This is a genomic window from Luteimonas campi (genome assembly GCF_051162505.1).
Taxonomy (GTDB): Bacteria; Pseudomonadota; Gammaproteobacteria; order Xanthomonadales; family Xanthomonadaceae; genus Luteimonas.
Genome location: NZ_JBNWEM010000001.1, coordinates 1099973 through 1126430, shown reverse-complemented (window position 1 = coordinate 1126430; position 26458 = coordinate 1099973). Strand labels below are relative to the sequence as shown.

The 26458-nt window shown below is 71.3% G+C and carries 28 protein-coding genes; 11 read left to right on the top strand and 17 right to left on the bottom strand.

What is annotated here, in order from left to right; genetic code table 11:
- The coding region (locus ACQYVW_RS05125; protein WP_434946237.1) for a serine dehydratase beta chain at nucleotides 1-426 on the bottom strand (426 nt) is incomplete at its 3' end.
- A 127-nt stretch (nucleotides 427-553) separates the two neighbouring features.
- Here ACQYVW_RS05125 and ACQYVW_RS05120 point away from each other — a divergent pair.
- Nucleotides 554-781: a glutaredoxin family protein gene (locus ACQYVW_RS05120; protein WP_434946236.1), complete on the top strand. Its 228-nt coding sequence runs from the start codon at nucleotides 554-556 to the stop codon at nucleotides 779-781.
- On the top strand, nucleotides 778-1221 hold the full coding sequence (locus tag ACQYVW_RS05115; RefSeq protein ID WP_434946235.1) for a hypothetical protein: 444 nt from the start codon (nucleotides 778-780) through the stop codon (nucleotides 1219-1221). Before ACQYVW_RS05120 ends, ACQYVW_RS05115 begins: the two co-directional genes overlap by 4 nt.
- Here ACQYVW_RS05115 and ACQYVW_RS05110 read toward each other — a convergent pair whose 3' ends face one another.
- Genes ACQYVW_RS05110 through ACQYVW_RS05100 form a run of 3 tightly spaced genes read right to left on the bottom strand, consistent with a single transcriptional unit; the run spans nucleotide 1222 to nucleotide 3066 of the window.
- A complete protein-coding gene (locus ACQYVW_RS05110) occupies nucleotides 1222-1788 on the bottom strand; it encodes a YceI family protein (RefSeq protein ID WP_434946234.1) in 567 nt (188 codons plus the stop codon).
- Nucleotides 1778-2368 (bottom strand): cytochrome b, encoded by a 591-nt coding sequence (locus ACQYVW_RS05105; protein ID WP_434946233.1) that lies wholly within the window; start codon nucleotides 2366-2368, stop codon nucleotides 1778-1780. The genes ACQYVW_RS05110 and ACQYVW_RS05105 overlap by 11 nt, the downstream gene beginning before the upstream one ends.
- Entirely contained in the window at nucleotides 2365-3066 is a 702-nt protein-coding gene (locus ACQYVW_RS05100) for a YceI family protein (RefSeq protein ID WP_434946232.1), read from the bottom strand. Before ACQYVW_RS05100 ends, ACQYVW_RS05105 begins: the two co-directional genes overlap by 4 nt.
- Before the next feature lie 253 nt (nucleotides 3067-3319).
- On the opposite strand from ACQYVW_RS05100, the gene ACQYVW_RS05095 reads away from it, so the two are divergent.
- The gene (locus ACQYVW_RS05095) at nucleotides 3320-6760 is read left to right on the top strand and encodes a sensor histidine kinase (protein WP_434946266.1); all 3441 of its coding nucleotides are present in this window, start codon (nucleotides 3320-3322) and stop codon (nucleotides 6758-6760) included.
- Nucleotides 6761-6908: 148 nt separating this feature from the next.
- Nucleotides 6909-7763 (top strand): DNA ligase, encoded by an 855-nt coding sequence (locus tag ACQYVW_RS05090; RefSeq protein WP_434946231.1) that lies wholly within the window; start codon nucleotides 6909-6911, stop codon nucleotides 7761-7763.
- A gap of 76 nt (nucleotides 7764-7839) precedes the next feature.
- Here ACQYVW_RS05090 and hemE read toward each other — a convergent pair whose 3' ends face one another.
- The 5 genes from hemE to ACQYVW_RS05065 all read right to left on the bottom strand — a co-directional run bounded on the left by hemE (nucleotide 7840) and on the right by ACQYVW_RS05065 (nucleotide 12295).
- On the bottom strand, nucleotides 7840-8913 hold the full coding sequence (gene hemE / locus ACQYVW_RS05085) for a uroporphyrinogen decarboxylase (RefSeq protein ID WP_434946230.1): 1074 nt from the start codon (nucleotides 8911-8913) through the stop codon (nucleotides 7840-7842).
- Between the two features lie 151 nt (nucleotides 8914-9064).
- Nucleotides 9065-9319 carry a WGR domain-containing protein gene (locus ACQYVW_RS05080; protein WP_434934179.1) on the bottom strand — a complete coding sequence of 85 codons (255 nt, stop codon included), beginning with the start codon at nucleotides 9317-9319 and terminating at the stop codon, nucleotides 9065-9067.
- A gap of 51 nt (nucleotides 9320-9370) precedes the next feature.
- Entirely contained in the window at nucleotides 9371-10465 is a 1095-nt protein-coding gene (aroB, locus tag ACQYVW_RS05075; RefSeq protein ID WP_434946229.1) for a 3-dehydroquinate synthase, read from the bottom strand.
- A complete protein-coding gene (locus ACQYVW_RS05070; RefSeq protein ID WP_434934181.1) occupies nucleotides 10462-11025 on the bottom strand; it encodes a shikimate kinase in 564 nt (187 codons plus the stop codon). Before ACQYVW_RS05070 ends, aroB begins: the two co-directional genes overlap by 4 nt.
- A gap of 442 nt (nucleotides 11026-11467) precedes the next feature.
- Nucleotides 11468-12295 carry a kinase gene (locus ACQYVW_RS05065; protein ID WP_434946228.1) on the bottom strand — a complete coding sequence of 276 codons (828 nt, stop codon included), beginning with the start codon at nucleotides 12293-12295 and terminating at the stop codon, nucleotides 11468-11470.
- A gap of 17 nt (nucleotides 12296-12312) precedes the next feature.
- On the opposite strand from ACQYVW_RS05065, the gene pdxH reads away from it, so the two are divergent.
- From pdxH to ACQYVW_RS05050, 3 genes are read left to right on the top strand one after another with little or no spacing between them, the layout of a single operon-like run.
- Complete coding sequence (pdxH, locus tag ACQYVW_RS05060; protein WP_434934183.1) at nucleotides 12313-12915, top strand: pyridoxamine 5'-phosphate oxidase; 603 nt, start codon at nucleotides 12313-12315, stop codon at nucleotides 12913-12915.
- Entirely contained in the window at nucleotides 12912-13376 is a 465-nt protein-coding gene (gene aac(6'), locus ACQYVW_RS05055; protein ID WP_434946227.1) for an aminoglycoside 6'-N-acetyltransferase, read from the top strand. Before pdxH ends, aac(6') begins: the two co-directional genes overlap by 4 nt.
- The gene (locus ACQYVW_RS05050) at nucleotides 13373-14173 is read left to right on the top strand and encodes a cobalamin-binding protein (protein WP_434946226.1); all 801 of its coding nucleotides are present in this window, start codon (nucleotides 13373-13375) and stop codon (nucleotides 14171-14173) included. Before aac(6') ends, ACQYVW_RS05050 begins: the two co-directional genes overlap by 4 nt.
- A gap of 69 nt (nucleotides 14174-14242) precedes the next feature.
- On the opposite strand, the gene ACQYVW_RS05045 is transcribed toward ACQYVW_RS05050, so the two are convergent.
- Entirely contained in the window at nucleotides 14243-14743 is a 501-nt protein-coding gene (locus ACQYVW_RS05045) for a DUF4426 domain-containing protein (RefSeq protein ID WP_434946225.1), read from the bottom strand.
- Nucleotides 14736-15581, bottom strand: a complete 846-nt coding sequence (proC, locus tag ACQYVW_RS05040; RefSeq protein WP_434946224.1) for a pyrroline-5-carboxylate reductase — start codon at nucleotides 15579-15581, stop codon at nucleotides 14736-14738. Before proC ends, ACQYVW_RS05045 begins: the two co-directional genes overlap by 8 nt.
- A 349-nt stretch (nucleotides 15582-15930) precedes the next feature.
- Here proC and ACQYVW_RS05035 point away from each other — a divergent pair, with 349 nt between their 5' ends.
- The 3 genes from ACQYVW_RS05035 (at nucleotide 15931) to ACQYVW_RS05025 (ending at nucleotide 18895) form a co-directional block, all read left to right on the top strand.
- Nucleotides 15931-16968: a type IV pilus twitching motility protein PilT gene (locus tag ACQYVW_RS05035; RefSeq protein WP_434934188.1), complete on the top strand. Its 1038-nt coding sequence runs from the start codon at nucleotides 15931-15933 to the stop codon at nucleotides 16966-16968.
- Between the two features lie 144 nt (nucleotides 16969-17112).
- The gene (locus tag ACQYVW_RS05030) at nucleotides 17113-18243 is read left to right on the top strand and encodes a PilT/PilU family type 4a pilus ATPase (RefSeq protein WP_434934189.1); all 1131 of its coding nucleotides are present in this window, start codon (nucleotides 17113-17115) and stop codon (nucleotides 18241-18243) included.
- 61 nt (nucleotides 18244-18304) lie between these two features.
- Nucleotides 18305-18895, top strand: a complete 591-nt coding sequence (locus ACQYVW_RS05025; RefSeq protein ID WP_434946223.1) for an alpha-ketoglutarate-dependent dioxygenase AlkB family protein — start codon at nucleotides 18305-18307, stop codon at nucleotides 18893-18895.
- A 28-nt stretch (nucleotides 18896-18923) separates the two neighbouring features.
- Here ACQYVW_RS05025 and ACQYVW_RS05020 read toward each other — a convergent pair whose 3' ends face one another.
- The 4 genes from ACQYVW_RS05020 to ACQYVW_RS05005 all read right to left on the bottom strand — a co-directional run bounded on the left by ACQYVW_RS05020 (nucleotide 18924) and on the right by ACQYVW_RS05005 (nucleotide 22608).
- Nucleotides 18924-19559 carry an ABC-type transport auxiliary lipoprotein family protein gene (locus ACQYVW_RS05020; RefSeq protein ID WP_434946265.1) on the bottom strand — a complete coding sequence of 212 codons (636 nt, stop codon included), beginning with the start codon at nucleotides 19557-19559 and terminating at the stop codon, nucleotides 18924-18926.
- Between the two features lie 59 nt (nucleotides 19560-19618).
- A complete protein-coding gene (locus tag ACQYVW_RS05015) occupies nucleotides 19619-20542 on the bottom strand; it encodes an MlaD family protein (RefSeq protein ID WP_434934192.1) in 924 nt (307 codons plus the stop codon).
- Between the two features lies 1 nt (nucleotide 20543).
- On the bottom strand, nucleotides 20544-21344 hold the full coding sequence (locus ACQYVW_RS05010; protein ID WP_434946222.1) for an ABC transporter ATP-binding protein: 801 nt from the start codon (nucleotides 21342-21344) through the stop codon (nucleotides 20544-20546).
- Between the two features lie 145 nt (nucleotides 21345-21489).
- On the bottom strand, nucleotides 21490-22608 hold the full coding sequence (locus ACQYVW_RS05005) for an ABC transporter permease (RefSeq protein WP_434934193.1): 1119 nt from the start codon (nucleotides 22606-22608) through the stop codon (nucleotides 21490-21492).
- Nucleotides 22609-22692: 84 nt separating this feature from the next.
- Between ACQYVW_RS05005 and ACQYVW_RS05000 the strand changes: the two genes are divergently transcribed.
- Nucleotides 22693-23943: a threonine/serine exporter family protein gene (locus ACQYVW_RS05000; protein WP_434946221.1), complete on the top strand. Its 1251-nt coding sequence runs from the start codon at nucleotides 22693-22695 to the stop codon at nucleotides 23941-23943.
- 66 nt (nucleotides 23944-24009) lie between these two features.
- Here ACQYVW_RS05000 and ACQYVW_RS04995 read toward each other — a convergent pair whose 3' ends face one another.
- Together ACQYVW_RS04995 and ACQYVW_RS04990 are read right to left on the bottom strand one after the other, a co-directional pair.
- Entirely contained in the window at nucleotides 24010-24393 is a 384-nt protein-coding gene (locus tag ACQYVW_RS04995; protein WP_434946220.1) for an H-NS histone family protein, read from the bottom strand.
- Nucleotides 24394-24744: 351 nt separating this feature from the next.
- Nucleotides 24745-26445, bottom strand: a complete 1701-nt coding sequence (locus ACQYVW_RS04990) for a proline--tRNA ligase (protein WP_434946219.1) — start codon at nucleotides 26443-26445, stop codon at nucleotides 24745-24747.
- Nucleotides 26446-26458: the final 13 nt, after the last annotated feature.

Here is a 26458-nt window from a genome sequence, read left to right as displayed (position 1 = left end):
GGCCAGCACCTGGCCGGCCGCGTCGAAGGCGGTGAAGCGCATGCCGTTGGTGTGGTGCGGCAGCTTCTGGCGCTTGTTCATCACCAGGTCGCGCTTCTCGTCGAAGGCGACCGGATGCGTGCCGCCCAGGGCGATGCGCCTGTCGCCGCGGATCCGCGCCAGCGCGGCGGGAATGATGTCCGGATCGATGAGGTGGGGCAGTTGCCCTTCCAGACCCATCAGCAGCGCCTTGTCGGTGCCGTGGCCGCGGCCGGTGAGCGCCAGCGAGCCGAACACCTCGGCGCGCACCTGCGCCACCTCGTGCAGGCAGCCCGGCTCCACCAGCCAGCGCTCGACGAAACGCGCCGCCGCCCGCATCGGCCCCACCGTATGCGAGGAGCTCGGTCCGATGCCGATCTTGTAGAGGTCGAAGGTGCTGACGGACATGGCGGATTCCAGATTCTGCGCGGCCATTGTATTGGTTGCGTCCGTAACACAGGCGGTACGGTGCGTCGCGTCGCGTCGCGACAGCCGCTACGCTGCGTATCCCGTCCGGATCCGGCCCGCGACCCCCATGAGCCGCTACATCCTCTACCAGCGCGACGACTGCCATCTGTGCGACCAGGCCATCGAGCTGCTGGTGCGGGTCCGCTTCGCCGAGCCGCGCAGCGTCTTCATCGACGACGATCCGGCGCTGGAGGCGCGCTACGGCCACCGCGTGCCGGTGCTGCACGACACCGCCACCGGCGCGGAGCTGGACTGGCCGTTCGACCCGGCCGCGCTGCAGGCCGCAGGCAGGTGAAGGCCCTGGTCCTGGCGGCGGGGATGGCGATGACGGCAGGCGCGGCGGACGCGGACGTGCACCTGGGCAAACCGCTCGCGGGGGCCGATCCGCTGCGCTGGCGGGGCATGGCGCTGGGCGCGGTGGTGGATCCGGCGCAGGTGGAGCGGATCATCCTGCTGCGGGCGGTGACCAGCGCGCCGCGCGAACTGGACCTGGCCAATCTGCGCCGCATCCTGGCGGCAAGCGCACCGCTGCGGCTGGAGGCGCCGGATGCGCCGCCCCCGCCGCCATGGCAGCCGCGCCAGGGCATCTGGCACGCGCTGCTGCTGATGCGTTCGGGGCAGGTGTTCGAGCTGGAGCTCCACGCCGGCGATGCCGGCCTGCGCGGCTGCCTCGCCGCCGAGGACGGCGCGCGAGGCTGCTTCGTGCTGCCGCAGCAGGCGGTCGACGCGCCCTGATCAGGGCGACGGGGTGAGGAACACCCGCGTGCTGATCGCCACTTCATCGGGAATCACGCTGGTGTCGGCCCAGTCGCCGCCGCCCACGCCGAACGCCAGCCGGCTGACGGTGGCGCGACCGGCGAGCAGTGCGGGACTGCCTGCCGTCCAGGTGAATTCCAGCGTGACCGGCCGGCTCACGCCGCGCAGGCTGAGCGTGCCGTCGGCGGCGTAGCGGTCGCCGCCGAGCGCGCGGAAACTGTCGGCCACGTAGCGCGCGGTGGCGAACCTGGCCACGTTGAAGAAGTCTCCGCCCGACAGGGTCGAATCGCGGTCGGCGTTGCCGGTCTGCGTGCCCGCCAGTTCGATGGTGACCTCGAGCCGCGCGGCATCGAGCTGCTGCGGATCGAAGCTGAGCCTGGTGTCGAAGCCGCCGAAGCGGCCGGTGAACACCTCGCCGTCGTACTTGGTGGCGAAGGCGAGCGAGGAGCCGGGCGCCTGCACGTAGTCGGCCGCGCGCGCGGGCGCGGCCAGCATCGCCACCAGCATGGCGGCGACGGCGGCGGGAGTGGTGAGCTTATTGGACATGGTCGGTGTTCCGTGGGGGAGCGGGGCGCGCGCCGCGGCGGGGCAGCATGCGCAGCAGGGTGTCGTCGCGCTGGAAAATGTGGTGGTAGAAGGCGGCGCCCGCATGCGCGGCCACCAGGAGCACCAGCACCCAGAACAGCAGCCCGTGGGCTTCGCGCGTGAGATCGGCCAGCCATTCGTTGGGCGCCACCAGCTTGGGCATGTCGAACTGGCCGAAGAACCGGAACGGGCGCAGGCCGCTGGCCGAATCGTAGAGCCAGCCCGACACCGGCATCGCCAGCGCCACGGCATAGAGCAGCCAGTGGGTGAGGTTGGCGATCGCGGCCTGCCAGCCCGGCGTGCCGGCGACCGGCGCCGGGGCGCCGGCATACAGCCGCCAGCCCAGGCGCGCCAGCATCAGCGCCAGCACGGTGATGCCGAGCGACTTGTGCGCGGTGTACACCCAGAAATACTTCGGCGTGCGCGGCAGTTCGTCCATGGCGAGCCCGGCGATGGCCAGGGCCAGGATCAGCAGCACGATCAGCCAGTGGAACGTCTTGCTGACGGCGCCCCAGTGTTCGCGGGAATTGCACAGGGTCACGGGATGGGCTCCGGTTCAGGAACGGGGGTGGGGTCGTCCGACGCCGGCCGGTCGGGCGCTGGCGCCGTGGGTGCATCGCCTGCTTCGGACCCATCGGCCCCATCGCGATCGCGCACCCGGGTGGCTTCGGCCTCGATGCGCAGTTGCACCGTGTCGCCGATCATCGAGCGCCAGGCCGTGATGCCGAAGTCCGCGCGGCTGAGTGTGGCGGTCGCGGAGAAACCGACCGTGCGGCGGAACGGGGGCAGCGGGTGGCGCCTGGCGCCATTGAGCGTGACCTCCAGCGCCACGTCGCGGCTCACCCCGCGCAGGTCCAGCACGCCATGGACGACGGCCAGCTGTTCGTCCAGCGGCTCGACGCGGGTGGAGCGGAAGGTCGCGACCGGATGCGTGCCGGCGTCGAGCAGGCCACGCGCCAGGGTGGCCCGGTTCCACTCCTCGTCGCCGAAATCCAGCCGCTGCAGCGGGATCTCCACCGTGACTTCGGCGCCGGCCCACTCGCCGGGCGTGAAGCGCAGGCGGCCGGTGCTGCCCGAAATCGTGCCCAGCGCAGTGGAGAAGCCGGCATGGTCGACGGCCACCAGGATCCGCGTGTGGACCGGATCGAGCGCGTAGGTCGCCGGTTCGGCGCGCGCGGCGCCGGCCAGGGCGAGCAGCAGCCAGGCGGATGCGGACAGGCGCAGCAGGAAGCGGGGCATTGGCGGGTCTTGGCAGGTCTCTGGGCAGGGACCGGTCGCGCATTCTAGGCCGCGGCGGCGGCCCGGGTCCGGACTTGCGCCGGCAACGATGCGTTGCGACGATGCCGGGCCGCGTGCCGCCGTGCGCGCCAGGGACGGGCATCGCGAGCGGGGAGGCCGGGTGCGGGCGATCGCCTTGACAGTGCTGGTGTGGGGATGGGCGCTGGCCGGGGCAGTCCTGGCCGCGGAGCCGCTCGCGCCGCCGCAGCTGCCGATGCCGCGCCAGATCAGCGTGTTCGACGGCCTGCCTTCGAACCGGATCAACGCGCTGGCCGAGGACCGGCAGGGTTATCTATGGATCGCCACGCGCGACGGCCTGGCCCGCTACGACGGCGTCGGCTACCGCATCTGGCGCGTCGGCGACGGTCTGCACGACAACCACGTCTGGACCGTGTTCGTGGACGACCGCGACCGGGTCTGGGTCGGCACGCAGAACGGCGGGCTGGCCATGCTCGATGCCGGTCGCCGCGGCTTCGTCCATTTCGATCGGGGCAGGGACGCGAGGATCGGCAGCAACGACGTCTGGTCGGTGGCGCAGACGCCCGACGGTGCGATCTGGTTCGGCACGGCCGACGGCGGCCTGCACCGGATCGATCCGGACGGGGCGATCCGCCGCTTCATGCCGGAGGTCGGCAATCCGCGCAGCCTGCCTTCCGCCTCGGTGACCTGGCTGCGCGTGGACCGCCGCGGCCGGCTGTGGGTCGGGACCTACCACGGCCTGGCGCGCTGGACCGGCGACGGCTTCGACCGCCTGCTGCAGGACGTGCGGCCCAGTCCCGCGGTCAATGCGCTGGTGCTCGACCAGGCCGGCGACCTGTGGATCGGGACCTCCAGCAGCGCCTGGGTCTATCGCGATGCGAGCGGAACGATCGAACCCGCGCCCTGGCGCGACCCGGTGCTCGGTCTGCCGGTCCTGAGCATGCTGGTGCAGGATCGGCAGGGCGCGCACTGGCTCGATACGCGCAGCGGGCTGGCGCTCGAGCGCGGTGGACGGGTCGAGGACGTGCCCCTGTACAGCAGCACCAGCCGCGGCCTGGTGCGTCCGGCCTGGTCGGCCGCGCTGGAAGACCGCGAAGGCGGCCTGTGGCTGGCCAGTTCCGAAACCGGCGTCTGGCACCTGCCGGCCAACTGGCGCAACTTCACCGTGCTGCGGCGGCGGCTCGAGGATCCGGCCTCCTCGGGCAATGCCTTCGTCTATAGCGCCACGCCGGCGATCGATGGCGGGTTCTGGCTGGTCGGTACCGGCGGCGTGCTCGACTGGCTCGATCCAGACACGGCCGAGGTGCAGCACCGTACCGCCGGTGTCTGCGGCGACATGCTGCCGTACGTGGTGCGCGAGGTGCGCGACCGCAGCGTCTGGATCGGCTGCCACGGCTCGGTGACCCGTTACGAGCCCGGCAGCGGCCAGCTGCGCCGCTGGCACCAGGGCGATGTGGAGGATCCGGCGCCCGCCGGCGTGGTCAGCCAGATCGTGGAGGAGCCGGACGGGTCGATCTGGCTGGCCTCGACCGACGCGCTGCAGCTGCGCGCGCCCGACGGAAGCCTGCGCCAGACCATCCCCGCCGGCGGCGGCCAGGGCTTCCCCGCCGGCAACGCCCTGCAGCAGGTCTCGCGCGGGCCGGACGGCGCGCTGTGGCTCGGGACCGCGCAGGGACTGCTGATGTGGAACGCCGGCGCGCGCGTGTTCGAACCGGTCCCGGGCGGGCCGGAGTGGCAGGTGTTCGCCTTCGGCTACGCCCCGGACGACACGGTCTGGGTGGGCGGCAGCGGTGTGCTGGTGTCGTATCGCTGGACCGGCGCGGAACTGATCGCCGAGCGCACCATCGACGCGCGCCAGGGCCTGCCGGCGGTCGCGCCGGGCGGGCTGGTTGTGGACGCATCGGGCGTGGTGTGGATGAGCACGCCGCGCGGACTGGTGCGCTACGACCCCGAGCGCGAACGCCTGCGCGTGTACAGCGTGCTCGATGGCCTCCCCAGCCAGCAGTTCAGCGACTACCCGTTCGAGGCCTCCGCACGCGGCTACATCGCGGTCGGCACCGCGGACGGCCTGCTGCTGTTCCATCCGCGCCATGTGCAGGTGAGCGAGCGCGCGCCCACGCTGGCGATCGAATCGGTGCACGCGCGTCGCGGCGAGCAGTCGCTGGAGTTCCCGGCCGACGCGCCGGTCGTCCTGCACCACGACGACCGCGACCTGCGCGTGGTCGCGCGCCTGCTGTCGTTCACCGACGCGCATGCGCATCGCTACCGCTACCGGCTGGAGGGCTACGATCCGGACTGGGTCGAGGTGGGCGCCTCGGGCGAACGCATGTTCCCGAGCCTGCGCCACGGCAAGTACGCGCTGGACGTGCAGGCGCGCACCGCCGACGACGAATGGACGCCGGTGCAGCGCCTCGAATTCGTGGTCGAGGAACCCTGGTGGCGTACCGGCCTGGCGACCGCGGCCTGGATCCTGGCCGGGCTGGCGCTGCTGGCGCTGCTGGCCGGCCAGTACCGCGCCCGGCTCAAGCGCCGCCACGCCTGGCAGCTGGCCGAGCACAAGCGCGAGGTGGCCGAACAGGCCTCGCTGGCCAAGACCCGGTTCCTGGCCACGCTGGGGCACGAGGTGCGCACCCCCATGACTGGCGTGCTGGGCATGAGCGAACTGCTCGCCGGTACCGCCCTGGACGAGCGCCAGCGCGGCTACGTCGAGTCGATCCGCCGCGCCGGCGAACACCTGCTGCGCCTGGTCAACGATGCCCTGGACCTGGCGCGGATCGAAGCCGACCGCCTGCAGCTCGACCAGCAGCCTTTCGAACTGCATGCGCTGGTGGCCGAGACGGCCGCGTTCTGCGCGCCGCAGGCTCAGCAGCGTGGCCTGGACTTCCATGCGCGCGTCGACCCCGCGGTGCCGCGCTGGGTGATGGGCGATGCCGGACGCGTGCGCCAGATCCTGCTCAACCTGCTCGGCAATGCGGTCAAGTTCACCGAGCGCGGCAGCGTGGCCCTGCAGGTGCAGGCGATGCTGCCGTCGGGCGTGCGCCTGACCGTGCGCGATACCGGCCCGGGCCTCAACGCCGAGCAGAAACAGCGCCTGTTCCGGCGCTTCGAGCAGGCCGAAGGCGCGCGCACCAGCGCCCGCTACGGCGGCAGCGGACTGGGCCTGGCGATTTCCCAGGAGCTGGCCGCGGCAATGGGTGGGCGCATCGATATCGACAGCGCCCCCGGGCAGGGCACCGCCTTCATCGTCGAACTGCCGCTGCAGCCATGCGCTCCGCCACCGGGGCAGCCGGTGCCGGAGCCCACCCCCGCGGCCAGCAGGCTGACCCTGCTGCTGGTCGAGGACGATCCCACCATCGCACGCGTGGTGAGCGGCCTGCTCGAAAGCCAGGGGCACCGGGTCGTGCACGTGGCGCATGGGTTGGCCGCGCTGTCGGAGATTCCGCTGCACGCCTTCGACGCCGCCCTGCTGGACCTCGACCTGCCCGGGATCGATGGCCTGACCCTGGCCCGGCTGATGCGTTCGAACGGCTTTGCCGCGCCCCTGATCGCGGTGACCGCGCGCGCCGACGGCGAGGCCGAGGCCGCGGCGGCGGGCGCCGGCTTCGACGCCTTCCTGCGCAAGCCGGTGACCGGCGCGATGCTCGCGGCCGTACTGGCGGAGGCGATCCGGCCCTGAGCGGCCCAGCCGGGGTGCGGCATCCGCGATCCGCCGATGCCGCACGCCGGGCCGGGTGGTTGTCCTACGCGCGATCCGGTCACGACCCGATCGCAGGCATGCCGCGCGATCGCCAGACTCGCCTGGTCGTCCTGTCGGGGAACCCCACATGCGCACGGGCCTGGTCCTGCTGCTGTCGCTGCTGCTCGCGCTGTGCGCCGCCCCCTGCGGCGCGCAGCCGCCGGCACTGATGCTGGCGAAGGATTACCAGCCGGGGATCGCGATCGGTGACTACTGGGTCAGCGAGAAGCTAGACGGCGTGCGCGGCCACTGGGACGGGCGCGTGCTGTGGACGCGCGGCGGCGGCCGGATCGCCGTGCCGGCCTGGTTCGTCGCCGGCTGGCCGCCGGTGGCGATGGATGGGGAACTGTGGATCGCGCGTGGGCGCTTCGATGAGGTGAGTGCGATCGTGCGCGCGCAACGCCCGGGGGACGCCGCCTGGCGGCAGGTGCGCTTCATGGTGTTCGACCTGCCCGCGCACCCCGGCAGTTTCGACGAGCGTCTGGTGCGGCTGCGCGCCCTGCTCGCGGGCGCCGACGTGCCCTGGCTGCAGCCGGTGCGGCAACAGCGTTTCGCCGATGCATCGCTCCTCGATGCGCGCCTGCAGGCAGTGGTGGCGGCCGGTGGCGAGGGGCTGATGCTGCACCACCGCCATGCGCGCTACCGCAGCGGGCGCAGCGAGGGCCTGCTCAAGCTCAAGCCCTGGCAGGACGCCGAAGCACGCGTGGTCGGGTACAGCCCGGGACGCGGCAAATACCAGGGCATGACCGGCGCCCTGCTGGTCGAACGCGCGGACGGCCTGCGCTTCCGGCTGGGCAGCGGACTCGACGATGCCCAGCGCGCCTCGCCGCCGTCGCTCGGCAGCCTGGTGACCTATCGCTACAACGGCCTCACCGGCAACGGCGTGCCGCGCTTCGCGCGCTTCCTGCGTGTGCGCCATGAGGCGCCGCCACCCGATCCCTAGGAGGGCCAGAGCAGCAGCGGAACCAGCGGCCCACCGTCCGGTTCCGGGCGGCGCCCGGCGAGGCTGCGGCCGGGGATCAGCGCGCGCTGTAGGCGTGCACCTCGTCGACCAGGGCGGCGACGTGATCGGGGTTCATGTCCGGCGACATGCCGTGGCCGAGGTTGAACACGTGACCGTCGCGCGAGCCGCCGTTGCCGTCGCGATAGCTGTCGAGCGCGCGACGCACTTCGCGGCGCACCGCTTCGGGCGAGCCGTACAGCGTGGTCGGATCCAGGTTGCCCTGCAGCGCGACCTTGCCGCCGGTGCGGCGTGCGGCCTCGCCCAGTTCCACCAGCCAGTCGACGCCGACGCCGTCGGCGCCGGTGGCGGCCAGCTCTTCCAGGTAGGCGGCGGTGCCCTTGCCGAACAGGATCAGCGGCGTGCGCTGCGCGCCTTCGCCGCGTTCGAGCCCCTGCGCGATGCGCTGCAGGTAGGGCAGGGAGAACTCGCGGTACATCGCCGGCGACAGCACGCCGCCCCAGGTGTCGAACACCTGCAGCGCCTGCGCGCCGGCCGCGCGCTGCGCGGCGAGGTAGGCGATCACCGCGTCGGCGGTGACCGAGAGCAGCGCATGCAGGGCCGCCGGCTCGTTGAGCGCCATAGCCTTGATGCGGGCGAAGTCCTTGCTGCCGCCGCCCTCGACCATGTAGCAGGCCAGGGTCCAGGGGCTGCCGGAGAAGCCGATCAGCGGTACCGCGCCGTCCAGCTCGCGCCGGATCACGCGTACCGCGTCCATCACATAGCGCAGTTCGGTTTCCATGTCGGGCACGGCGAGCTTCGCGACGTCGGCCGCGCTGCGTACCGGACGCTCGAATTTGGGGCCTTCGCCGTCGACGAAGTACAGGCCCAGGCCCATCGCGTCGGGGATGGTGAGAATGTCGGAAAACAGGATGGCCGCATCCAGCGGGAAGCGGCGCAGCGGCTGCAGGGTGACCTCGCAGGCGATGTCGGGGTTCTTGGCCATGGCCAGGAAGCTGCCTGCCTGGCGGCGGGTCTCGCGGTACTCCGGCAGGTAGCGGCCGGCCTGGCGCATCAGCCACACCGGCGTGCAGTCCACGGGTTCGCGGCGCAGGGCGCGCAGGAAGCGATCGTTCTTGAGGGCAGCGGTCATGGCGTTTCCGTCTCCGGGCGGCGGCCCGGACCTGTAGGGGACAAGAAGGGCGCCCGCGACGGCGGCCCGCCCCGCATGGGCGGGGTCCGCGCGAAGGCAGGAAGGGGGGTGCATGCAGCGGGGGCGGGCCGGCACGACCGGGGCGCGATGCTCACTTCGGCGCGCCCGCCCCTTCGGCGTACATCAGCTGGAAGCCGCGCTTGAGCTGCGCGTCCCGGGCATGCTCCAGCGCGGCCAGGGCGCTGGCATGGTCCAGGTACTGTTCGCGCCGAAGGCTGCTGCGACCGCCGGTCTGGCCGGTTTCGCGCAGCAGCGTCCACGCCCCCAGCAGGTCCTGCTGCAGGGTCAGCTGCACGAAGCGCGGGGCTTCGCGGCCGTCGGGACGTTGTTGCAGGAGCAGGCGCATGGGCCGGCCATTGTACGTCGCGGCGCGTCACGGGCCGCGCCACGCCGGGGCTCAGGCCTGGAGCACGTCCCGGACCACGTCCTCTGGCACGTCGGCCTCGACCCTGGCCCGCCCGGCCCCCTCCCAGACGATGAAGCGCAGGCCGCCGGCCTGGGTCTTCTTGTCCAGGCGCATGAGGGCGACCAGCCGGTCCGGATCCAGCCCCGGCGGAGGGTCGACCGGCAGGCCGAAGCGCAGCAGCAGCTCACGCAGGCGGGCAGTGTCGGCCGCGGTGGCCAGCCCGAGGCGCTCGGACAGGCGCGCGGCCTGGATCATGCCCACCGCCACCGCCTCGCCATGGACCAGGCCGCCGTAGCCCTGCCCGGTCTCGAGCGCGTGGCCGAAGGTGTGGCCGAAATTCAGCAGGGCGCGTTCGCCGTGCTCGAACGGGTCGCGCTCGACGATCGCCGCCTTGTGCGCGCAGCTGCGGGCGATGGCCTCGGCCAGCGCGTCGTCGTCCATCGCGAGCAGGGCTTCGGCGTGGGCGTCGAGCCAGTCGAGGAAGCCGGCATCCACGATCGCGCCGTACTTCACCACCTCGGCCAGGCCCGCACGCAGTTCGCGCGGCGGCAGCGTGCGCAGCGTGGACGTGTCGGCCAGCACCGCGCGCGGCGGGTGGAAGGCGCCCACCAGGTTCTTGCCCTGGGGCAGATCGACCGCGGTCTTGCCGCCGACCGAGGAGTCGACCATCGCCAGCAGGGTGGTCGGCAACTGCACGCAGTCCACGCCGCGCATCCACGCGGCCGCGGCGAAGCCGGCCAGGTCGCCGACCACGCCGCCGCCGAGCGCGTAGACGGTGGCGTCGCGGCGCGCACCGGCATGCGCGATCGCGTCGATCGCCTCGCCGAAACGCGCCAGGGTCTTGGAGGCCTCGCCGGCCGGCATGGTCCAGTGCGCCAGGCGCAGGTCGGGACGCGCCGCCTGTAGCGCCTGGAGCACGCGCTGCAGGTACAGCGGTGCGACCGCGTCATCGCTGACCACGAAGGCGTCCCTGCCGCGCAGGGTGGCGGCAAGTCGAGCGCCATCGCCGAGCAGGCCGGGGCCGATGCTGATGGTGTAGGGGTGGCCGCCGCCGACGGCAACGTCGCGGCGTGGCTGACTCTTCATGCGGTGGCGGTGTCCTTCAGATCCTGGTCCGGCGCGCGCTGCCACTGCGCCTGCAGCAGGCGGGAGAGCTGCACGGCCGCCTGCGGCGGCAACCAGGGGTCGGTGTCGAATCGCAGGTCGGCGACTTCCTCGTAGAGCGGCGCCCGCTGCAGTGCCAGCCGCCGCAGCACCTGCTCGCGATCGTCTCCGGCGATCAGCGGGCGACTGCGGTCGCGGGCCAGCCGATCGAGCTGGCGCGGCAGGCTGACCTGCAGGTACACCACGAACGCACGCTCGCGCATGCGTTGCCGGCTGCCCGCATCGAGCACCGCGCCGCCGCCGGTGGCGATCACCTGTCCCCGGCCCGACAACAGGTCCGACAGCGTGGCCGATTCGCGGGCGCGAAAACCGGCCTCGCCCTCGCATTCGAAGATGGTGGGAATGGTGGCGCCTGTGCGTATTTCGATCTCGCGGTCGGCATCCAGGAACGCCAGGCCGAACCGCTGGCCCAGGCGCTTGCCGATCGAGGACTTGCCGGCGCCCATGGGGCCGACCAGCACGAGATTGGGAGCCGGATTCATGGGCGGGATCGTAACAGCCCGTGCGCGTCCACCGTGGCCCGGCCTGCGCGATCGCAGTCGTTGCATTCGCGACTTTCCCGCCTTGCCGGGGCCGTCGCGCGCAGCGCGCAAGCGGCACCTACGACTGCGCGGCTGCGCCGCGTGCGTACACTTGTTCGACCGCAACTGCGCTGGCTCGGCTCGCACTGCCTGCTCGAGCGGATCGAACGCCTGGCGCGACGGACTGGTGCGTGCATCCGTCCTGCGGCGATCCACAGTCGGGTTGGACAGGTGGCGGACGACCGCATCCCGACCGCACATCGCTTCCATCCGCACCGACACCGGCCGGGCGCACGCCGCGCGCTGTGCCCGCAGCGCAGTTGCCCGAACCCTGGCGCAGCGAGGATCCCGGGCGCCGCCCGTGTAGACACGGCGATCCTGCATCGCGGCGCCGGATAGGCGCTCAGGCGAGGCCGCGGCAGCCGACGGTGCGGCGCGCCGCGTCCAGTTCGATGACGGCATCGGCCTGCGCCGGGAGGATACGCAGCGCCTGGCGGCTGACGCGCTCGAAATGCTGCACGAAGCGCGTCACCTGGCTGCGCGTCATGGCTGGCCGGGTGGGACTGCCCGCCTGCAATGCCTGCTCCTGTTGCCAGCGCCACGAGGCCACCACCTCGAAGCCGGGTGGCTGCAGGAACAACAAACGGTCGACGCGCTCCCAGAGTGCCGGGTAGTCGCGTGCGAGGGCGGCGTTGCAGTAGCCGCGCCAGGCGCCGCCGGCGTCGTGCTCGCGCTCGAGCGTATTGACCGGCTCGACCAGGCCCGCCGCCGGCTCCGGCGGCGTGCACAGGCACCAGCCCTCGAAGACCACCAGGTCCACCGGGCCCACCAGCGGCCACTGCGAACGGGGCAGGCGACGGTCGCCGAGCTTGTCGAAACGCGGCAGCCGCGTGCGACGCCCCGCGCGCAGCGCGTCGAGGGTGGCCAGCGCCAGCGGCAGGTCGTGGGTGCCTGGCGGGCCGCGCGTGGCCAGCAGCGGGTGGACGTCGCGTGCCAGCGCCCGACGCGCCGGCACATCGAGATAGACGTCGTCCAGCGACAGCGCGACGGCCCGCAGTCCGCGGCCGGTCGCGGCGGCCACCACCTGCGCGGCCAGCGTCGACTTGCCGCTGCCCTGCAGGCCAGAGATGCCGTAGACCACCGCGCCAGCGGCCAGCGCGCCGTCGAGCACGCGCATCGCCAGCGCGTCGTCGAACCCTTGCGGCGGAGCGGCGTGCGCGTGATGGACCATCGGGCCACAATAGCCCAATGAACTGCGCAGACCTGCAGGCCGAGGCCCTGGCCACCTTCGATGCCCTGTTCGCCGAAGCGTCGGCGGCGGGCGAACCCGATCCCACCGCGATGACGGTGGCCACCGCGTCGCGCGAGGGCCTGCCGTCGGCGCGCACCGTGCTGCTCAAGGCGCACGACGCGCGCGGCTTCGTGTTCTACACCCACCTCGACGGGCGCAAGGGCCAGGAGCTGCAGCTCAATCCGCACGCGGCGCTGCTGTTCCACTGGCCGCGCGTGCGCAGCGGCGTGCAGGTGCGCATCGAGGGGCCGGTGGAGCTGGTCGACGAGGCCGAGGCCGATGCCTATTTCGCGACCCGGCCGCGGGTGAGCCAGCTCGGCGCCTGGGCCTCGAAGCAGTCCGAGACGCTGGCCTCGCGCGATGCGTTCGAGCAGCGGCTCAGCGAACTGGAGGCCGAGTTCGCGGGGCGCGAGGTGCCGCGCCCGCCGCGCTGGACCGGCCTGCGCGTGCGGCCGGACCGGATCGAGTTCTGGTACGGCGGCATGTTCCGCCTGCACGAGCGCTGGCTGTACGAGTTCGATCTCACCGGCCAGTGCCGCAAGCGGATGCTGTATCCGTGAACCCTGCGCCGGCGTTCGCGCTGCGGCCGGTGCGGTTGCCGGACGACTCGGCCGCCTGGGGGCGGATGCGGCAGGCGCTGTGGCCGGACGAAACCGGGGTCGATGCAGCCGACGAGCTGCACGCGGCCACGCAGCCTGCCGACGCCACCGGCGTCGTGCTGGCCCTGGCCGGTGACGCGCCGATCGGCTTTGCCGAGGCGCGGCGCCGCATGGAATACGTCAACGGCACCCGCTCGTCGCCGGTGGGCTTCCTGGAAGCGTGGTACGTCGTGCCCGGCTGGCGCGGCCGAGGGGTCGGGCGCGCGCTGGTGGCGTGGGTCGAGGCCTGGACCCGGGCCTGCGGGTGCACCGAGCTTGCCTCGGATGCGCTGCTGGACAACCGGGTCTCGCTGGCGGCCCACCTGGGCTGCGGATTCGAGGAGACAGAGCGCGTAGTCTGCTTCCGCAAGCCGCTGCAATGAGCGTCGGCCCACGGCGCATCGTCTGCCTCACCGAGGAACCCACCGAAGTCCTCTACGCGCTGGGCGAGCAGGACCGGATCGTGGGCATCAGCGGCTTCACCGTGCGTCCGCCGCGCGCGCGCAAGGACAAGCCCAAGGTCAGCGCCTTCACCAGCGCGAAGATCGACGCGATCCTGGCGCTGCAGCCGGACTTCGTGGTGGGGTTTTCCGACATCCAGGCCGACATCGCCGCCGAACTGGTGCGGCGCGGGGTGGAGGTGTGGATCAGCAACCACCGCAGCGTCGCGGGGATCCTCGACTACGTGCGGCGCTTGGGCGCGCTGGTGGGTGCGGGCGCCCGTGCCGACGCCTATGCCGACGGGCTCGCGCGCGGCCTGGAGGCGATCGCGGCCGACGCGGCGAAGTTGCCGCTGCGGCCGAAGGTCTACTTCGAGGAATGGGACGAGCCGCTCATCACCGGGATCCGCTGGGTGGCCGAGCTGGTCCGCATCGCCGGTGGAGACGACATCTTTCCCGAGCTGTCGATCGAACCCCTGGCCAAGGCCCGCATCCTGGCCAACGGCGATCCGGTGATCGCGCGCGCGCCGGACATCATCCTCGGCTCCTGGTGCGGCAAGAAGTTCCGGCCGGCGACCGTTGCAGCGCGCCCGGGCTGGAGTGCGATCCCGGCGGTGCGCGACGGCGAACTGCACGAGATCAAGTCGCCGCTGATCCTGCAGCCGGGGCCTGCCGCGCTCACCGACGGCGTTGGCGAGATCGCGCAGGTCATCCGGCGCTGGGCGGAACGGCGCGCCTAGCCGTGGCGCATCGGCGGGTGGTTCCGGACTCCCCGGGGGGTAGATGCCGGCAGCGGACCGTCCGGGCGGCTACCGGGCGAACACATCGCGACTGAAACGCAGCACGTCCGGCGCATCGGCGCCCTCGCGCTGCACGCTCACCTCCAGGGCCAGCGTGTCGGGCGGCGCAACCCGCGCGGTGCCGACATAATCGACGAAACCGTCGCTGTGCACTTCGCGCATGGCCACGTCCTGCCAGACGCCCCGCAGGTCGCGCGCGCGGACGCTCACCTGCGCCTGCACCGAGGTTTCCTCATGCGCCGGTCCCTGGCGCAGGCCGACCAGCAGCAGTTGCGTCGCGCGGTCGGGCGCCACGCCGTAACGGGCGGCGATGGCAGGGCTGAGTGAAGCGGTGGGGGCCACGCTGGCGCTGATCCGCACGCCGCCGGCCTCCATCGTGGCGGGTTGGCGCGAGGCGACGCTGAGCGCGGCCAGTTCCTCCTGCCCGACCGGGCTGCCACCGCAGGCGGCCAGCGCGCACAGGACCACAGCCGCCAGCACACCTCCCCCGCGTGCGCGCCGGTCAGTCATTGGCGGCCGACAGTTCGGCGCCGCGGCGCGTGGCGGCGTCGATCGCACGGGCGACCAGGTCATGGAACCCGCCCGCCTCGAAGGTTTCGATCGCGGCCTGGGTGGTGCCGTTGGGCGAAGTGACGCGGCGGCGCAGCTCCGCGGGCGGCTCGTTGGATTCGGTGAGCATCCGCGCCGCCCCGAGGATGGTCTGCTGCGCCAGCGTGCGTGCGGCCTGTGGCGGAAGGCCCTGCGCGATCGCCGCCGCCTCCATCGCCTCGGCCAGCAGGAACACGTAGGCGGGGCCGCTGCCCGAGGTGGCGGTGACCGCGTCCATCTGCGCTTCGTCGGCGATCCACACGGTCTGCCCGGCGCTGGCCAGCAGCTGCGTGGCGCGTTCGCGCCCGCGCGCATCGACCTGCGCATTGGCGAACAGGCCGGTCACGCCGGCGCCCAGCAGGGCAGGCGTGTTGGGCATCGCACGCACCACCGGCAGGCCGCCGCCCAGCCAGCGGTCGAGCTGCGAGGCGGTGATGCCGGCGGCGATCGATACGACCAGCGGTCGCCCCTCCTGCGCGGGTGCGGCCAGCGCCGCGCAGACCTGGCGCATCACCTGCGGCTTGACCGCGAACACCCAGGTCGCCGCGCCCTGCACGGCCTCCTCCGCCCCGGCGAAGCAGGCCACGCCGAAGTCCTCGGCCAGCCCGGCGCGGGTACGGGCATCGGGCTCGGCCACGCGGATGCCTGCGCGGTCGGCGCCGGCCGCGACCAGGCCGCCTATCAGGCTGCGGGCCATGTTGCCGCCGCCGATAAAGGCGATGGGCGGGGAGGGGGCCGGGGACGGGTCGGGCAGGGTCATGGGCGGGCGAGGTTTGCGGAAAACCCCAACCCTAGCGCGAACGCGGGCCGCTGGCATGTCGCGGACAGGTCAGGGGCGGAGCGCGGCGGGTCAGCAGCCGGCGGGAGAGGACGCGATGTGCGCGATCTCCGCCCTTCACCGCATGCGCCGCCCGTGGCGAAGCCGGGCCCGGCGCGCCCGCAGGCCGCGGATTCACAGGCCTCCAGCGCTCGCCATGCAGGGTCGGCCGGGACCCGCAACGGCCTGAATTGTGATCCGCGTACATGGCTATACTGGCCCCCGGGGATAGGCTGTCGCCAACGGTCGTGGCGGCCGCATCACGACACACTGCAGCCGCAGGGGAGCTTGCATGGATATCGCCGAACTTCTGGCGTTCTCGGTCAAGAACAAGGCCTCCGACCTTCATCTGTCGGCAGGCCTGCCGCCGATGATCCGGGTCGATGGCGACGTGCGCCGGATCAACATCCCGGCGCTGGAACACAAGCAGGTGCACGCGCTGGTCTACGACATCATGTCGGACAAGCAGCGCCGCGACTTCGAGGAATTCCTCGAGACCGACTTCTCGTTCGAGATCCCGGGCCTGGCGCGCTTCCGCGTCAACGCGTTCAACCAGAACCGCGGCGCGGGCGCGGTGTTCCGCACCATTCCCTCGGAAGTGCTGACGCTCGAGGACCTGGGCTGCCCGCCGATCTTCCGCGAGCTGATCGAGCAGCCGCAGGGCCTGATCCTGGTGACCGGGCCGACCGGTTCGGGCAAGTCGACCACGCTGGCGGCGATGATCGACCACATCAACAAGAACGAGTACGGGCATATCCTCACCATCGAGGACCCGATCGAGTTCGTGCACACCTCGCAGAAGTGCCTGATCAACCAGCGCGAGGTGCACCGCGATACCCACGGCTTCAGCGAGGCGCTGCGCTCGGCGCTGCGCGAGGACCCGGACATCGTCCTGGTCGGCGAATTGCGCGACCTGGAGACCATCCGCCTGGCCCTGACCGCCGCGGAAACCGGCCACCTGGTGTTCGGCACCCTGCACACCAGCTCGGCGGCCAAGACCGTGGACCGCATCATCGACGTGTTCCCGGCCGGCGAGAAGCCGATGGTGCGCTCGATGCTGTCCGAATCTCTGCGCGCGGTGATCAGCCAGGCGCTGCTGAAGAAGGTCGGCGGCGGCCGCACCGCGGCCTGGGAAATCATGGTGGGCATCCCGGCCATCCGCAACCTGATCCGCGAGGACAAGGTGGCGCAGATGTATTCAGCGATCCAGACCGGCCAGCAGCACGGCATGATGACGCTCGACCAGCACCTGCAGGACCTGGTCAAACGCGGCATGATCACGCGCCAGCAGGCCAGGGAATACGCGAAGGAAAAACGTCTTTTCGAATGATCGAGAAAGACGCGGGAATCGGGAATCGGGAATAGAGAATCGCAAAAGCCGAGAAACGTGCGCCGGGCGTGTGGGGTGTCGAGGAGCCAGCTCCTGACGATTCCCGATTCCCGATTCCCGATTCCCGGCTCCGCAGGAGCCACCATGAGCAGCATCGACTTCACCTCGTTCCTCAAGCTGATGGCGCACCAGAAGGCGTCGGACCTGTTCATCACCGCCGGCATGCCGCCGTCGATGAAGGTCCACGGCAAGATCCAGCCGATCACCCAGAACCCGCTCACGCCGCAGCAGTCTCGCGACCTGGTGCTCAACGTGATGTCGCCGCCGCAGCGCGAGGAGTTCGAGAAGACGCACGAATGCAACTTCGCGATCGGCGTCTCGGGTGTGGGCCGCTTCCGCGTCTCCTGCTTCTACCAGCGCAACCAGGTGGGCATGGTGCTGCGCCGGATCGAGACCAAGATCCCCAGTATCGAAGAGCTCAACCTGCCGCCGATCATCAAGACGCTGGCGATGACCAAGCGCGGCATCATCATCTTCGTCGGCGCCACCGGCACGGGTAAATCCACCTCGCTGGCGGCGATGATCGGATACCGCAACCAGAACTCGACCGGCCACATCATCACCATCGAGGACCCGATCGAGTTCGTGCACAAGCACGAGGGCTGCATCATCACCCAGCGCGAGGTCGGCATCGATACCGACAGCTGGGAGAACGCGCTGAAGAACACCCTGCGCCAGGCGCCGGACGTGATCATGATCGGCGAGGTGCGCACGCGCGAGGGCATGGACCACGCCATCGCCTTCGCCGAGACCGGCCACCTGGTGCTGTGCACCTTGCACGCCAACAACGCCAACCAGGCGATGGACCGCATCATCAACTTCTTCCCCGAGGACCGTCGCGGCCAGCTGCTGATGGACCTCTCGCTCAACCTCAAGGGCGTGGTCGCCCAGCAGCTGATCCCGACGCCCGACGGCAAGGGCCGGCGCGTGGCGATGGAGATCCTGCTCGGCACGCCGCTGGTGCAGGACTACATCCGCGACGGCGAGATCCACAAGCTCAAGGAAGTGATGAAGGAGTCGACCAACCTCGGCATGAAGACCTTCGACCAGGCCCTGTTCGAGCTCTACCAGGCCGGCGAGATCTCCTACGAGGACGCGCTGCGCTACGCCGACTCGCAGAACGAGGTGCGGCTGAAGATCAAGCTCGCCCAGGGCGGCGATGCGCGCACGCTGTCGCAGGGCCTGGACGGCGTCGAGATCGCCGAGGTCCGCTGACCGCGGCCGCGGCCCGTCGCCGGGCCGCGCTGCAGCGGCGGCGACAACCGGCATCGCCACCATGACATCCGCGGGCGCGACGGGCGCGGGCCCGGACGTGGCGCTGCTTACCGCCTGGCTGGATCCGGCGGCAGCGACGCAGTTGTTCGACGGGCTGCGCGAGGCATTGCCCTGGCAGGTGCACCAGGTCCGGATGTTCGGGCGCGCCATCGACGCGCCGCGCCTGAGCTGCTGGATCGGGGACGAAGACGCGGCCTACCGTTATTCCGGCGTCCGCCATGCGCCGCATCCCTGGCCCGCCGCGCTTCGCCCGCTGCGGGCGCGACTGGCGGGCGAGACAGGAATCGACTTCAACAGCGTGCTGGCCAACCTCTATCGCGACGGACGCGACTGCATGGGCTGGCACAGCGACGACGAGCGCGAACTGGGCCAGCGTCCGCTGATCGCATCGCTGAGCCTCGGTGCGGAGCGTCGCTTCCTGCTGCGGCACCGGCAGGATCCCGCGCGCAGGCTCGCGCTGGCGCTGCCGCATGGCAGCCTGCTGCTGATGCGCGGCGATACCCAGGCGGCGTGGCGGCATGCGCTGCCGCGGACGGCCCGGCCGGTGGGCGCCAGGATCAACCTCACCTTTCGCTTGATCGCGCCGGCATGACGCCTCGCCCCCGTGGGAGCGTGAGGGCTCAGCGCGCCTCGCCGGGGTGCGCGCTGCGCTGGTGCGTGTCGCCCGCGCTCAGGATCCAGTGGGCGAGTTCCGCGGTGAGCCGCTCCATCCCGCGCGAGAAGGCATCGGCGACCAGGGCGATGTCGGTGCCGGCGGACGGCTCGGCGTGCAGGAACGTACGCGAGGCGACGATCGCCTGGTCGCGCCCGTGGATCAGCTTGGCGTTGAACTCGATCGTGGCGGCCGGCACGGCCTTGCCGGCGTAGTCGGCCTCGAAGCGGCGTACGTCCATCACCAGCTTGTAATCGGCGGCGATGCCCGAGCCCTGGCGCGCGACGGCGGGAATCCGGCCCGAATCCTCCAGTGCCCGCAGCAGCGCATCGGTCAGCATGTCCGGCGGCGGCTTCGCCCAGCTGGCGCCGCGATAGACCTGCAGTTCGCCCGGCGTCGGGCGCACCGCGATGCGGGACGTGTCGACGATGCGCGCCGCCTGCGGCGACACCAGCGAGAGCTGCCAGTCCACCGCCGGCGTGGCGGCGTCGAGCGTGACTCGCGGATCGGGCGCGAAGATGGTCGTCGGCTCGCGGTCGCCGCCGCCGAGGATCGAACAGCCTGCGAGGGCCAGGGCGAGGATGGCCGCAGAGGCCGTGCGCACCGCGCCGGTGCGGGCGGCCCGGGTGCGCGCCGGGGGGTGGAAGAGGCGTGCGGCTCGGATCACGGTTCGAACTCCTTGGGGCCCTGGCGGCCGAACAGATACTGCGCCGGATTGCCGTCGAGCCGGTCGCTGATCCTGCGCAGGTCGCGCACCAGGCCGCGCAGTTCGGCCAGGGTCGGGCCGAGCTGGGCCAGGCCGTCATTGGCGAAGCTGCCGATGGCTGCGCGGTTCTCGTTGAGGATGGCGTCGGCGCCGCCGGCGGCCGAATCCAGCCGGTCCAGCGTGGTGTCGATCTTGCCCACCAGCGACGGCAGCTGCTGCGCGAGTTCGCGGTCGAAGGTATCCAGCGTGCGGTTGGCCGAAGCCATGGTGACGGTGAGCTGCTCGCTGGCCTGGCGTGCGTTGACCAGGATCTGGCGCATGTCCTCGCGTTGTTCCGCAATGGTGCCGGTCATGCTCTGGATGTTGTCGAGCGTGGCGGTGAAGCGCTGCACGTTCTCCTCGCTGAGCATGTCGTCCAGGCGTTCGACCAGGCGGTTGGCGGTGTCGGCGATGTTCTGCAGCGCCGAAGACTCGGTCTGGATCACCGGCGGCCCGCCGTTGGGCCCGGGCTGCAGCGGCGGCGCTTCAGGGCTGCCGCCGGTGAGCTGGATGATGGGCGGGCCGGTGAGGCTGGTCATCGACAGCCGCGCGCGGGTATCGGACTTGATCGGTGCCTCGGCCTGCAGGCGCAGGCGGGCGATGACCTGGCGCGGATCGTTGGGCGCCAGCATCAGGTCCTCGATCGTGCCCACGGCGATGCCGTTGTAGTGCACGTTGCCGCCCTCGGTGAGGCCGGTGACCGGTTCGCGGAAGACCACGTGGTATTCGTTCCAGTCGCGGTCGGAGGAGTATTTCGCCGCCCACAGCGCGAACAGCAGCAGGAACAGCGTCACCCCGATGGTGAACGCCCCGATCAGCACGTAGTTGGCTTTGGTTTCCATCTCAGCTGTCCTCAGCCGCGGCCGCCGCGGCGTGCGCCGCGCGCCCGCGCGGGCCATGGAAGTAGTCCTGGATCCAGGGGTGGTCGTTGCGCTCGATCTCCGCGAGCGGGGCCACGGCCACCACCTTGCGGTCGGCGAGCACGGCGACACGGTCGCAAATCGCATACAGCGTGTCGAGATCGTGTGTGATCAGGAACACCGTGAGCCCCAGCGCTTCCTGCAGGGTGCGGATCAGCCGGTCGAACGCCGCCGCGCCGATCGGATCGAGCCCGGCGGTCGGCTCGTCCAGGAACAGCAGGGGCGGATCCAGCGCCAGCGCCCGCGCCAGGGCTGCGCGTTTGCGCATGCCGCCCGAGAGCTGCGAGGGCAGCTTGTCCAGCGCGTCGGCCGGCAGGCCCGCCAGCCGCACCTTGAGCAGGGCCAGCTCGTAGCGCAGCGAGTCGGGCAGGTCCGGGTGGTGTTCCTTGAGCGGCACCTGCACGTTCTCGCCGACGGTGAGCGAGGAGAACAGCGCCCCGTCCTGGAACAGCACCCCGGTGCTGCGCTCCAGGTGCAGGCGGTCGCGCGGGTCGTCCGAGCGCGGGTCGACGCCCAGCACCGCGATCTCGCCCGCATCGGGCTGGCGCAGGCCGATCAGCGAACGCATCAGCACCGACTTGCCGCTGCCCGACCCGCCGACCACGCCCAGGATCTCGCCGCGGCGCACGTCCAGGTCCAGTTCCTCGTGCACGGTCTGGGCGCCGAAGCGGTTGACCATGCCGCGGACGCGGATGATCACCTCGCGATCGTCGGGATCCGGCATGACCGGACGTGCGTCTGTCGAAAGCGGGGATGGGGAATCCGTCAAGACATCGCCTCCATCGCCCCCGCGCCCCGCGCCCGTGCGAATCCCGACTCCCGGCTTTCAACAGACTCACGTCTGGTCATTCCGAATCCCGGCCTTTCCATCACCAATCCATGTACATGAACCAGATCGCCGCGAACGCGTCGAACACGATCACCAGCGAGATCGTCTGCACCACGGCGGACGTGGTGCGCTCGCCCACCGACTGCGCCGTGCCCTTGACCTGCATGCCCTCCAGGCAGCCGATCAGGCCGATCACCATCGCGAACAACGGCGCCTTGGACATGCCGATCAGGAAGTGGCGCAGTTCCATCTGCTCCTGCATGCGCGCCAGGTAGGCCTGCGGCGGGATGTCGAGGCTGAAGGCGCCCACCGACAGGCCGCCGAGCAGGCCGGAGACCATGGCGATGAAGGTCAGCAACGGCAGCATCACCAGCAGCGCGATCAGGCGCGGGATCACCAGCAGTTCCACCGGGTCCAGGCCCAGGGTGCGGATGGCATCGACCTCCTCGCGGCTGACCATCGCGCCGATCTGCGCGGTGAACGCGCTGGCGGTGCGCCCGGCGAGCAGGATCGCGGTGAGCAGCACGCCGAACTCGCGCAGGAAGGCGATGGACACCAGTTCGACCACGAAGATCGTGGCCCCGAAGTCGGCCAGGATCTGCGCGCCGAGGAAGGCGATCACCGCGCCCACCAGGTACGACAGCAGGGCCACCAGCGGCACCGCGTCCAGGCCCACCTGCTCCATGTGGTGCACGGTGGGGGTGAGCCGGAAGCGGCGCGGATCGAGCACGGTGCGGCCGAGCTTGAACAGGGTCTCGCCCAGGAAGCTCACCAGCGCGACCACTTCCCGGGCATTGTCGTGCACGGCGTGGCCGAGCCTGGCCAGCGCGGCGGCGAAACCATACTCGCGCCGCGTCTTCGGGCGCTCGTCGTGGATGTCCTCGATCGCCGACACCAGGGCGCGATGGTCGTCGCGGAAGCGGAACGCGTCGTAATCCAGTTCGCGGCGCTTGGCATAGCGCAGCAGCTGCAGCACGCCCAGCGAATCGAGCCGTTCGACCGCGGAGGCGTCGATCGCGGCCACCGAATCGGGCGCGGCGCGCAGCGCTTCGCCGATGTCGGTCGCGTGGTCCAGCGTCCAGCACCCGGCCAGGCGCAGCAGCGCCGCGTCGGCGGGATCGGCCTCGGCAGTGGGCGGTGTGGGGGTGGACGCACTCATCGCCGGCGAGGATACAGGCAACGCCGTGCAAGTTCAGATCACGGCGCCGCTGCGAGCGGCGGCCTGCCATGCGATCCTGTCGCCATGCCTGCCGACGCCGTGCCCGCCAACGCCGCCTATGCGATCCGCATCGCCTTCATCGTCGAACTGGCGGGCCACCTGCATCGCTACGGGACCACGGCGCAGCGGCTGGAAGGGGCGATCGTGTCGGTGGCGCGCCGGCTCGGGCTCGACTGCGAACCCTGGAGCAACCCGACCGGGCTGATCCTGAGCTTCAGCGATCCGCAGCGCCCCCCGGGCGAAAGCGACACCACCCGCGTGATCCGCCTGCCGCCAGGCGAGACCAACCTGTCGAAGCTGTGCGAGGCCGACCGCATCGCCGAGGAGGTCACCGCCGGCCGGCTCGGCATCGCCGATGGCCATGCGGCGCTGCGCGCGCTCGATCGCGGCGCGGACTGGCGTGCCCACCTGCGACAGACCTTCGGCTTCGGCCTGGCCGCCGCCAGCGTGGCCGGGCTGCTGCGCCTGCCGTGGCTGGACATCGGTACTGCGGGCGGGATCGGCACCCTGGTCGGCCTGCTGCTGTGGGCCAGCCGCAACAGCGCCCAGATGAAGGAGGCGGACGATGCCATCGCCGGCATCCTCGCAGGCGGGCTGGCGGCGCTGGTCGCGGTCTTCGTGGCTCCGCTCAACCTCAACACCGTGGTCATCGCCTCGATGATCGTGCTGATGCCCGGGATGGCGCTGACCAATGCCTTCAGCGAACTCACCAGCCAGCACCTGATGTCGGGCACCGCGCGCTTCTTCGGCGCGATGACCACGCTGCTCAAACTCACCGTCGGCACGATGATCGCACTGACCCTGGTGCAACTGGTGGGCCTGGAGCCGCAGGTGCGCGCCTGGCGGCCTCAGCCGGACTGGGTGGAATGGTGCGCGGTGGTCACCGCTGCCTGGGCCTTCGCGGCCCTGTTCCGCGCAGCGCGCCGCGACTACCTGCTGGTGATGGCTGCGGCCATCGTTGGTTACCAGATCTCGCGCCTGGGCGGGCAGTGGCTGGGCAGCCCGGCCGGCGTATTCCTGTCGGCACTGGTCATCACCGTGGCCGGCAACGGATACGCGCGCTGGATGAACCGGCCCGGCGCGCTGATCCGCGTGCCCGGCATCATCATGCTGGTACCGGGCAGCACCAGCCTGCGCAGCCTGCTGGTGGCCGTGCAGCAGCAGGATGTCTCGGCAGGGCAGGGCGCGGCCATCGCAGTGCTCAATGTGCTGCTGGCGCTGGTGGCGGGACTGCTGATCGGCAACCTGCTGCTGCCGGCGCGCCGCGATCTCTGAGCGGCGCCTGCGAAAACGCCGGCTCGCGCCGGCGTCGGGATCGCGTCTCGCCCGGGGGGCGGGCGCTTACTTGATCAGGAAATCCTCGGGCTTCTTGCCCTTCTTGACCAGCGCCGCCATCCAGCGCGGCTGCTTGCCGCGGCCGGTCCAGGTCTCGTCCGCGTTCGCGGGGTTGCGGTATTTCGGCGCGACCTTGCCCAGCTTGCGGCCGGCACGGGCCGGTGCACGCTTGCCCGTCGCCTTCTTCGCTCCGGCCTTGCGCCGGGTGCCCGCGGCCGAGCCGCCGAACAGCTCTTCGACCGAATAGCCCTCGGCAGTCGCGAAGTCGACGATGCGCTTGCGGATGGCGGCGATGGGCGTGCGCTTCTTCAGCGCGGTCTTGCGCTCGCGGGCCGCGCTGATCAGCGCATCGAGTTCCTGGGCCGACAGTGTATTCAGATCGATTGCCATTCAAGACTCCGTAACGGAAAAAAGGGGAATGGCCGGTCCCTGGCGCGGCGCCATGGTAATGGAATGCGGCGTGCAGGGAAAATCACGCGCCCTGCCATCGCTGCATGCGGAGATTATCCGCGGGCATATTGCGAGGATATTGGGCGGGCCATCGCACTTGTCCCGAAACCCGCAGGCCGCCGTCGCTGGCGCGCGCAACGGCGGCCTCGCGGTGATATGCGCTGCTGGCCGCTACGGGTTAATGCGGTCGCCCGGGCACGGGTCGACGCCGGCGCGATATGCGCGCGGCCGGAGAAAACCCAAGAAGGCGGCAGGCGGTGGTCGACCGCCTGCCGGAGGGGCGGAGATCCCCTAGGCGGCCTGCAGGCGCGCCATGACCGCCTCGCGGTCGAGATTGGCGGATTCGGCTTCGCCGCGTGCGCGGTATTCGAACGTGCCCGCCGCCAGCCCGCGCTCGGATACCACGATCCGGTGGGGGATGCCGATCAGTTCGATATCGGCGAACATCGGGCCAGGACGCAGTCCGCGATCGTCCAGCGCCACGTCGACGCCGGCCTGGGCGATCTCGCGATACAGCGCCTCGGCCGCAGCCGCGACCTCGGCATTGCCCTTGGGATTGATCACGCAGACCACCGCCTGCCAGGGCGCCATCGGCGCCGGCCAGACGATGCCGGCCGCGTCGTGGTTCTGCTCGATCGCCGCAGCCACGATGCGCGAAACGCCGATGCCGTAGCAGCCCATCGCCGGGTGGACCGCCTTGCCGGATTCGTCCAGCACGCTGCACTGCATGGACTCGGAGTAGCGCCGGCCCAGCGCGAACACATGGCCGACCTCGATGCCGCGCGCCAGCGACAGCGTGCCCTGGCCGTCGGGCGAGGCATCGCCGGCAACGACGTTGCGGATGTCGGCAACGAGGTCGGGTTCGGGCAGGTCGCGCCCCCAGTTGACGCCGGCGATGTGGAACCCGCTTTCGTTGGCGCCGACCACGAAATCCGCCATGGCCGCCACGCTGCGGTCGGCCACGATGCGGATCGGCCGCTTCGCCCCGAGCGGTCCGAGGAAGCCGGGTTCGGCGCCCAGGTGGTCGCGGATTTCGGCCTCGGTGGCCAGCCGGTACTCCGCCATGCCGGGCAGCTTGGCCAGCTTGATCTCGTTGACCACGTGGTCGCCCCGCACCAGCGTCAGGACGAAACCCTCCTCGCCCCAGAGCGCGACCGACTTGACCGTGCGCTGCAAGGCGATGCCCAGCAGGTCGGCCACCGCCTCGCAGGTCTTCTGCGTGGGCGTTTCGACCCGGCGACGCTCCTCCGTAGGTGCGGGCCGCTCGCCCGGCGACACCGCTTCGGCCAGCTCCACGTTCGCCGCGTAATCGGAATCCTGCGAGAAGGCCAGCGCGTCCTCGCCCGAATCCGCCAGCACGTGGAACTCGTGCGAGGCGCTGCCGCCGATGGCGCCGGTGTCGGCGGCCACCGCGCGGAACTTCAGCCCCAGGCGGGTGAAGATGCGCACGTAGGTGTCGTACATGTTGCGGTATTCGCGCTGCAGGTCCTCGTCGCCGACGTGGAACGAGTACGCGTCCTTCATGATGAACTCGCGCGCCCGCATCACGCCGAAGCGCGGACGGATCTCGTCGCGGAACTTGGCGGTAACCTGGTAGAAGTTCACCGGCAGCTGCTTGTAACTCGAAAACTCCTGGCGGAAGAAGTCGGTTACCGCTTCCTCGGCGGTCGGGGTGAAGCAGTAATCCTGCTCCTTGCGGTCGCGGATCTTGAGCAGCTGCGGGCCGAACTTCTGCCAGCGCCCGGTTTCCTCCCACAGCTCCTTGGGCTGCACCGAGGGCATCGCCATCTCGATCGCGCCGGCCCGGTCCATTTCCTCGCGCACGATGGTCTCGACCTTGCGCAGCACCCGCAGCCCAAGCGGCGACCAGGTGTACAGGCCGGCGGCCAGCCGCCGCACCATGCCTGCGCGGAGCATCAGCTGGTGGCTGACGATCTCGGCGTCGGCGGGGGTTTCCTTTTCGGTACGGAGGTGGAACTGCGACAGGCGCATCGTCGGGCTCGGA

What these genes read in the sequence shown, in the direction of transcription:
- ACQYVW_RS05035 (WP_434934188.1), top strand. Translation starts at nt 15,931, where the DNA reads ATGGATATCGCCGAACTTCTGGCGTTCTCGGTCAAGAACAAGGCCTCC.
- ACQYVW_RS05100 (WP_434946232.1), bottom strand. Translation starts at nt 3,066, where the DNA reads ATGCCCCGCTTCCTGCTGCGCCTGTCCGCATCCGCCTGGCTGCTGCTC.
- proC (WP_434946224.1), bottom strand. Translation starts at nt 15,581, where the DNA reads ATGACCCTGCCCGACCCGTCCCCGGCCCCCTCCCCGCCCATCGCCTTT.
- ACQYVW_RS04990 (WP_434946219.1), bottom strand. Translation starts at nt 26,445, where the DNA reads ATGCGCCTGTCGCAGTTCCACCTCCGTACCGAAAAGGAAACCCCCGCC.
- pdxH (WP_434934183.1), top strand. Translation starts at nt 12,313, where the DNA reads ATGAACTGCGCAGACCTGCAGGCCGAGGCCCTGGCCACCTTCGATGCC.
- ACQYVW_RS05045 (WP_434946225.1), bottom strand. Translation starts at nt 14,743, where the DNA reads ATGACTGACCGGCGCGCACGCGGGGGAGGTGTGCTGGCGGCTGTGGTC.
- ACQYVW_RS05095 (WP_434946266.1), top strand. Translation starts at nt 3,320, where the DNA reads ATGCCGCGCCAGATCAGCGTGTTCGACGGCCTGCCTTCGAACCGGATC.
- ACQYVW_RS05000 (WP_434946221.1), top strand. Translation starts at nt 22,693, where the DNA reads ATGCCTGCCGACGCCGTGCCCGCCAACGCCGCCTATGCGATCCGCATC.
- aroB (WP_434946229.1), bottom strand. Translation starts at nt 10,465, where the DNA reads ATGAAGAGTCAGCCACGCCGCGACGTTGCCGTCGGCGGCGGCCACCCC.
- ACQYVW_RS05070 (WP_434934181.1), bottom strand. Translation starts at nt 11,025, where the DNA reads ATGAATCCGGCTCCCAATCTCGTGCTGGTCGGCCCCATGGGCGCCGGC.
- ACQYVW_RS05080 (WP_434934179.1), bottom strand. Translation starts at nt 9,319, where the DNA reads ATGCGCCTGCTCCTGCAACAACGTCCCGACGGCCGCGAAGCCCCGCGC.
- hemE (WP_434946230.1), bottom strand. Translation starts at nt 8,913, where the DNA reads ATGACCGCTGCCCTCAAGAACGATCGCTTCCTGCGCGCCCTGCGCCGC.
- ACQYVW_RS05005 (WP_434934193.1), bottom strand. Translation starts at nt 22,608, where the DNA reads ATGAGTGCGTCCACCCCCACACCGCCCACTGCCGAGGCCGATCCCGCC.
- ACQYVW_RS04995 (WP_434946220.1), bottom strand. Translation starts at nt 24,393, where the DNA reads ATGGCAATCGATCTGAATACACTGTCGGCCCAGGAACTCGATGCGCTG.
- ACQYVW_RS05025 (WP_434946223.1), top strand. Translation starts at nt 18,305, where the DNA reads ATGACATCCGCGGGCGCGACGGGCGCGGGCCCGGACGTGGCGCTGCTT.
- ACQYVW_RS05090 (WP_434946231.1), top strand. Translation starts at nt 6,909, where the DNA reads ATGCGCACGGGCCTGGTCCTGCTGCTGTCGCTGCTGCTCGCGCTGTGC.
- ACQYVW_RS05010 (WP_434946222.1), bottom strand. Translation starts at nt 21,344, where the DNA reads ATGCCGGATCCCGACGATCGCGAGGTGATCATCCGCGTCCGCGGCATG.
- ACQYVW_RS05015 (WP_434934192.1), bottom strand. Translation starts at nt 20,542, where the DNA reads ATGGAAACCAAAGCCAACTACGTGCTGATCGGGGCGTTCACCATCGGG.
- ACQYVW_RS05110 (WP_434946234.1), bottom strand. Translation starts at nt 1,788, where the DNA reads ATGTCCAATAAGCTCACCACTCCCGCCGCCGTCGCCGCCATGCTGGTG.
- ACQYVW_RS05120 (WP_434946236.1), top strand. Translation starts at nt 554, where the DNA reads ATGAGCCGCTACATCCTCTACCAGCGCGACGACTGCCATCTGTGCGAC.
- ACQYVW_RS05030 (WP_434934189.1), top strand. Translation starts at nt 17,113, where the DNA reads ATGAGCAGCATCGACTTCACCTCGTTCCTCAAGCTGATGGCGCACCAG.
- ACQYVW_RS05050 (WP_434946226.1), top strand. Translation starts at nt 13,373, where the DNA reads ATGAGCGTCGGCCCACGGCGCATCGTCTGCCTCACCGAGGAACCCACC.
- ACQYVW_RS05065 (WP_434946228.1), bottom strand. Translation starts at nt 12,295, where the DNA reads ATGGTCCATCACGCGCACGCCGCTCCGCCGCAAGGGTTCGACGACGCG.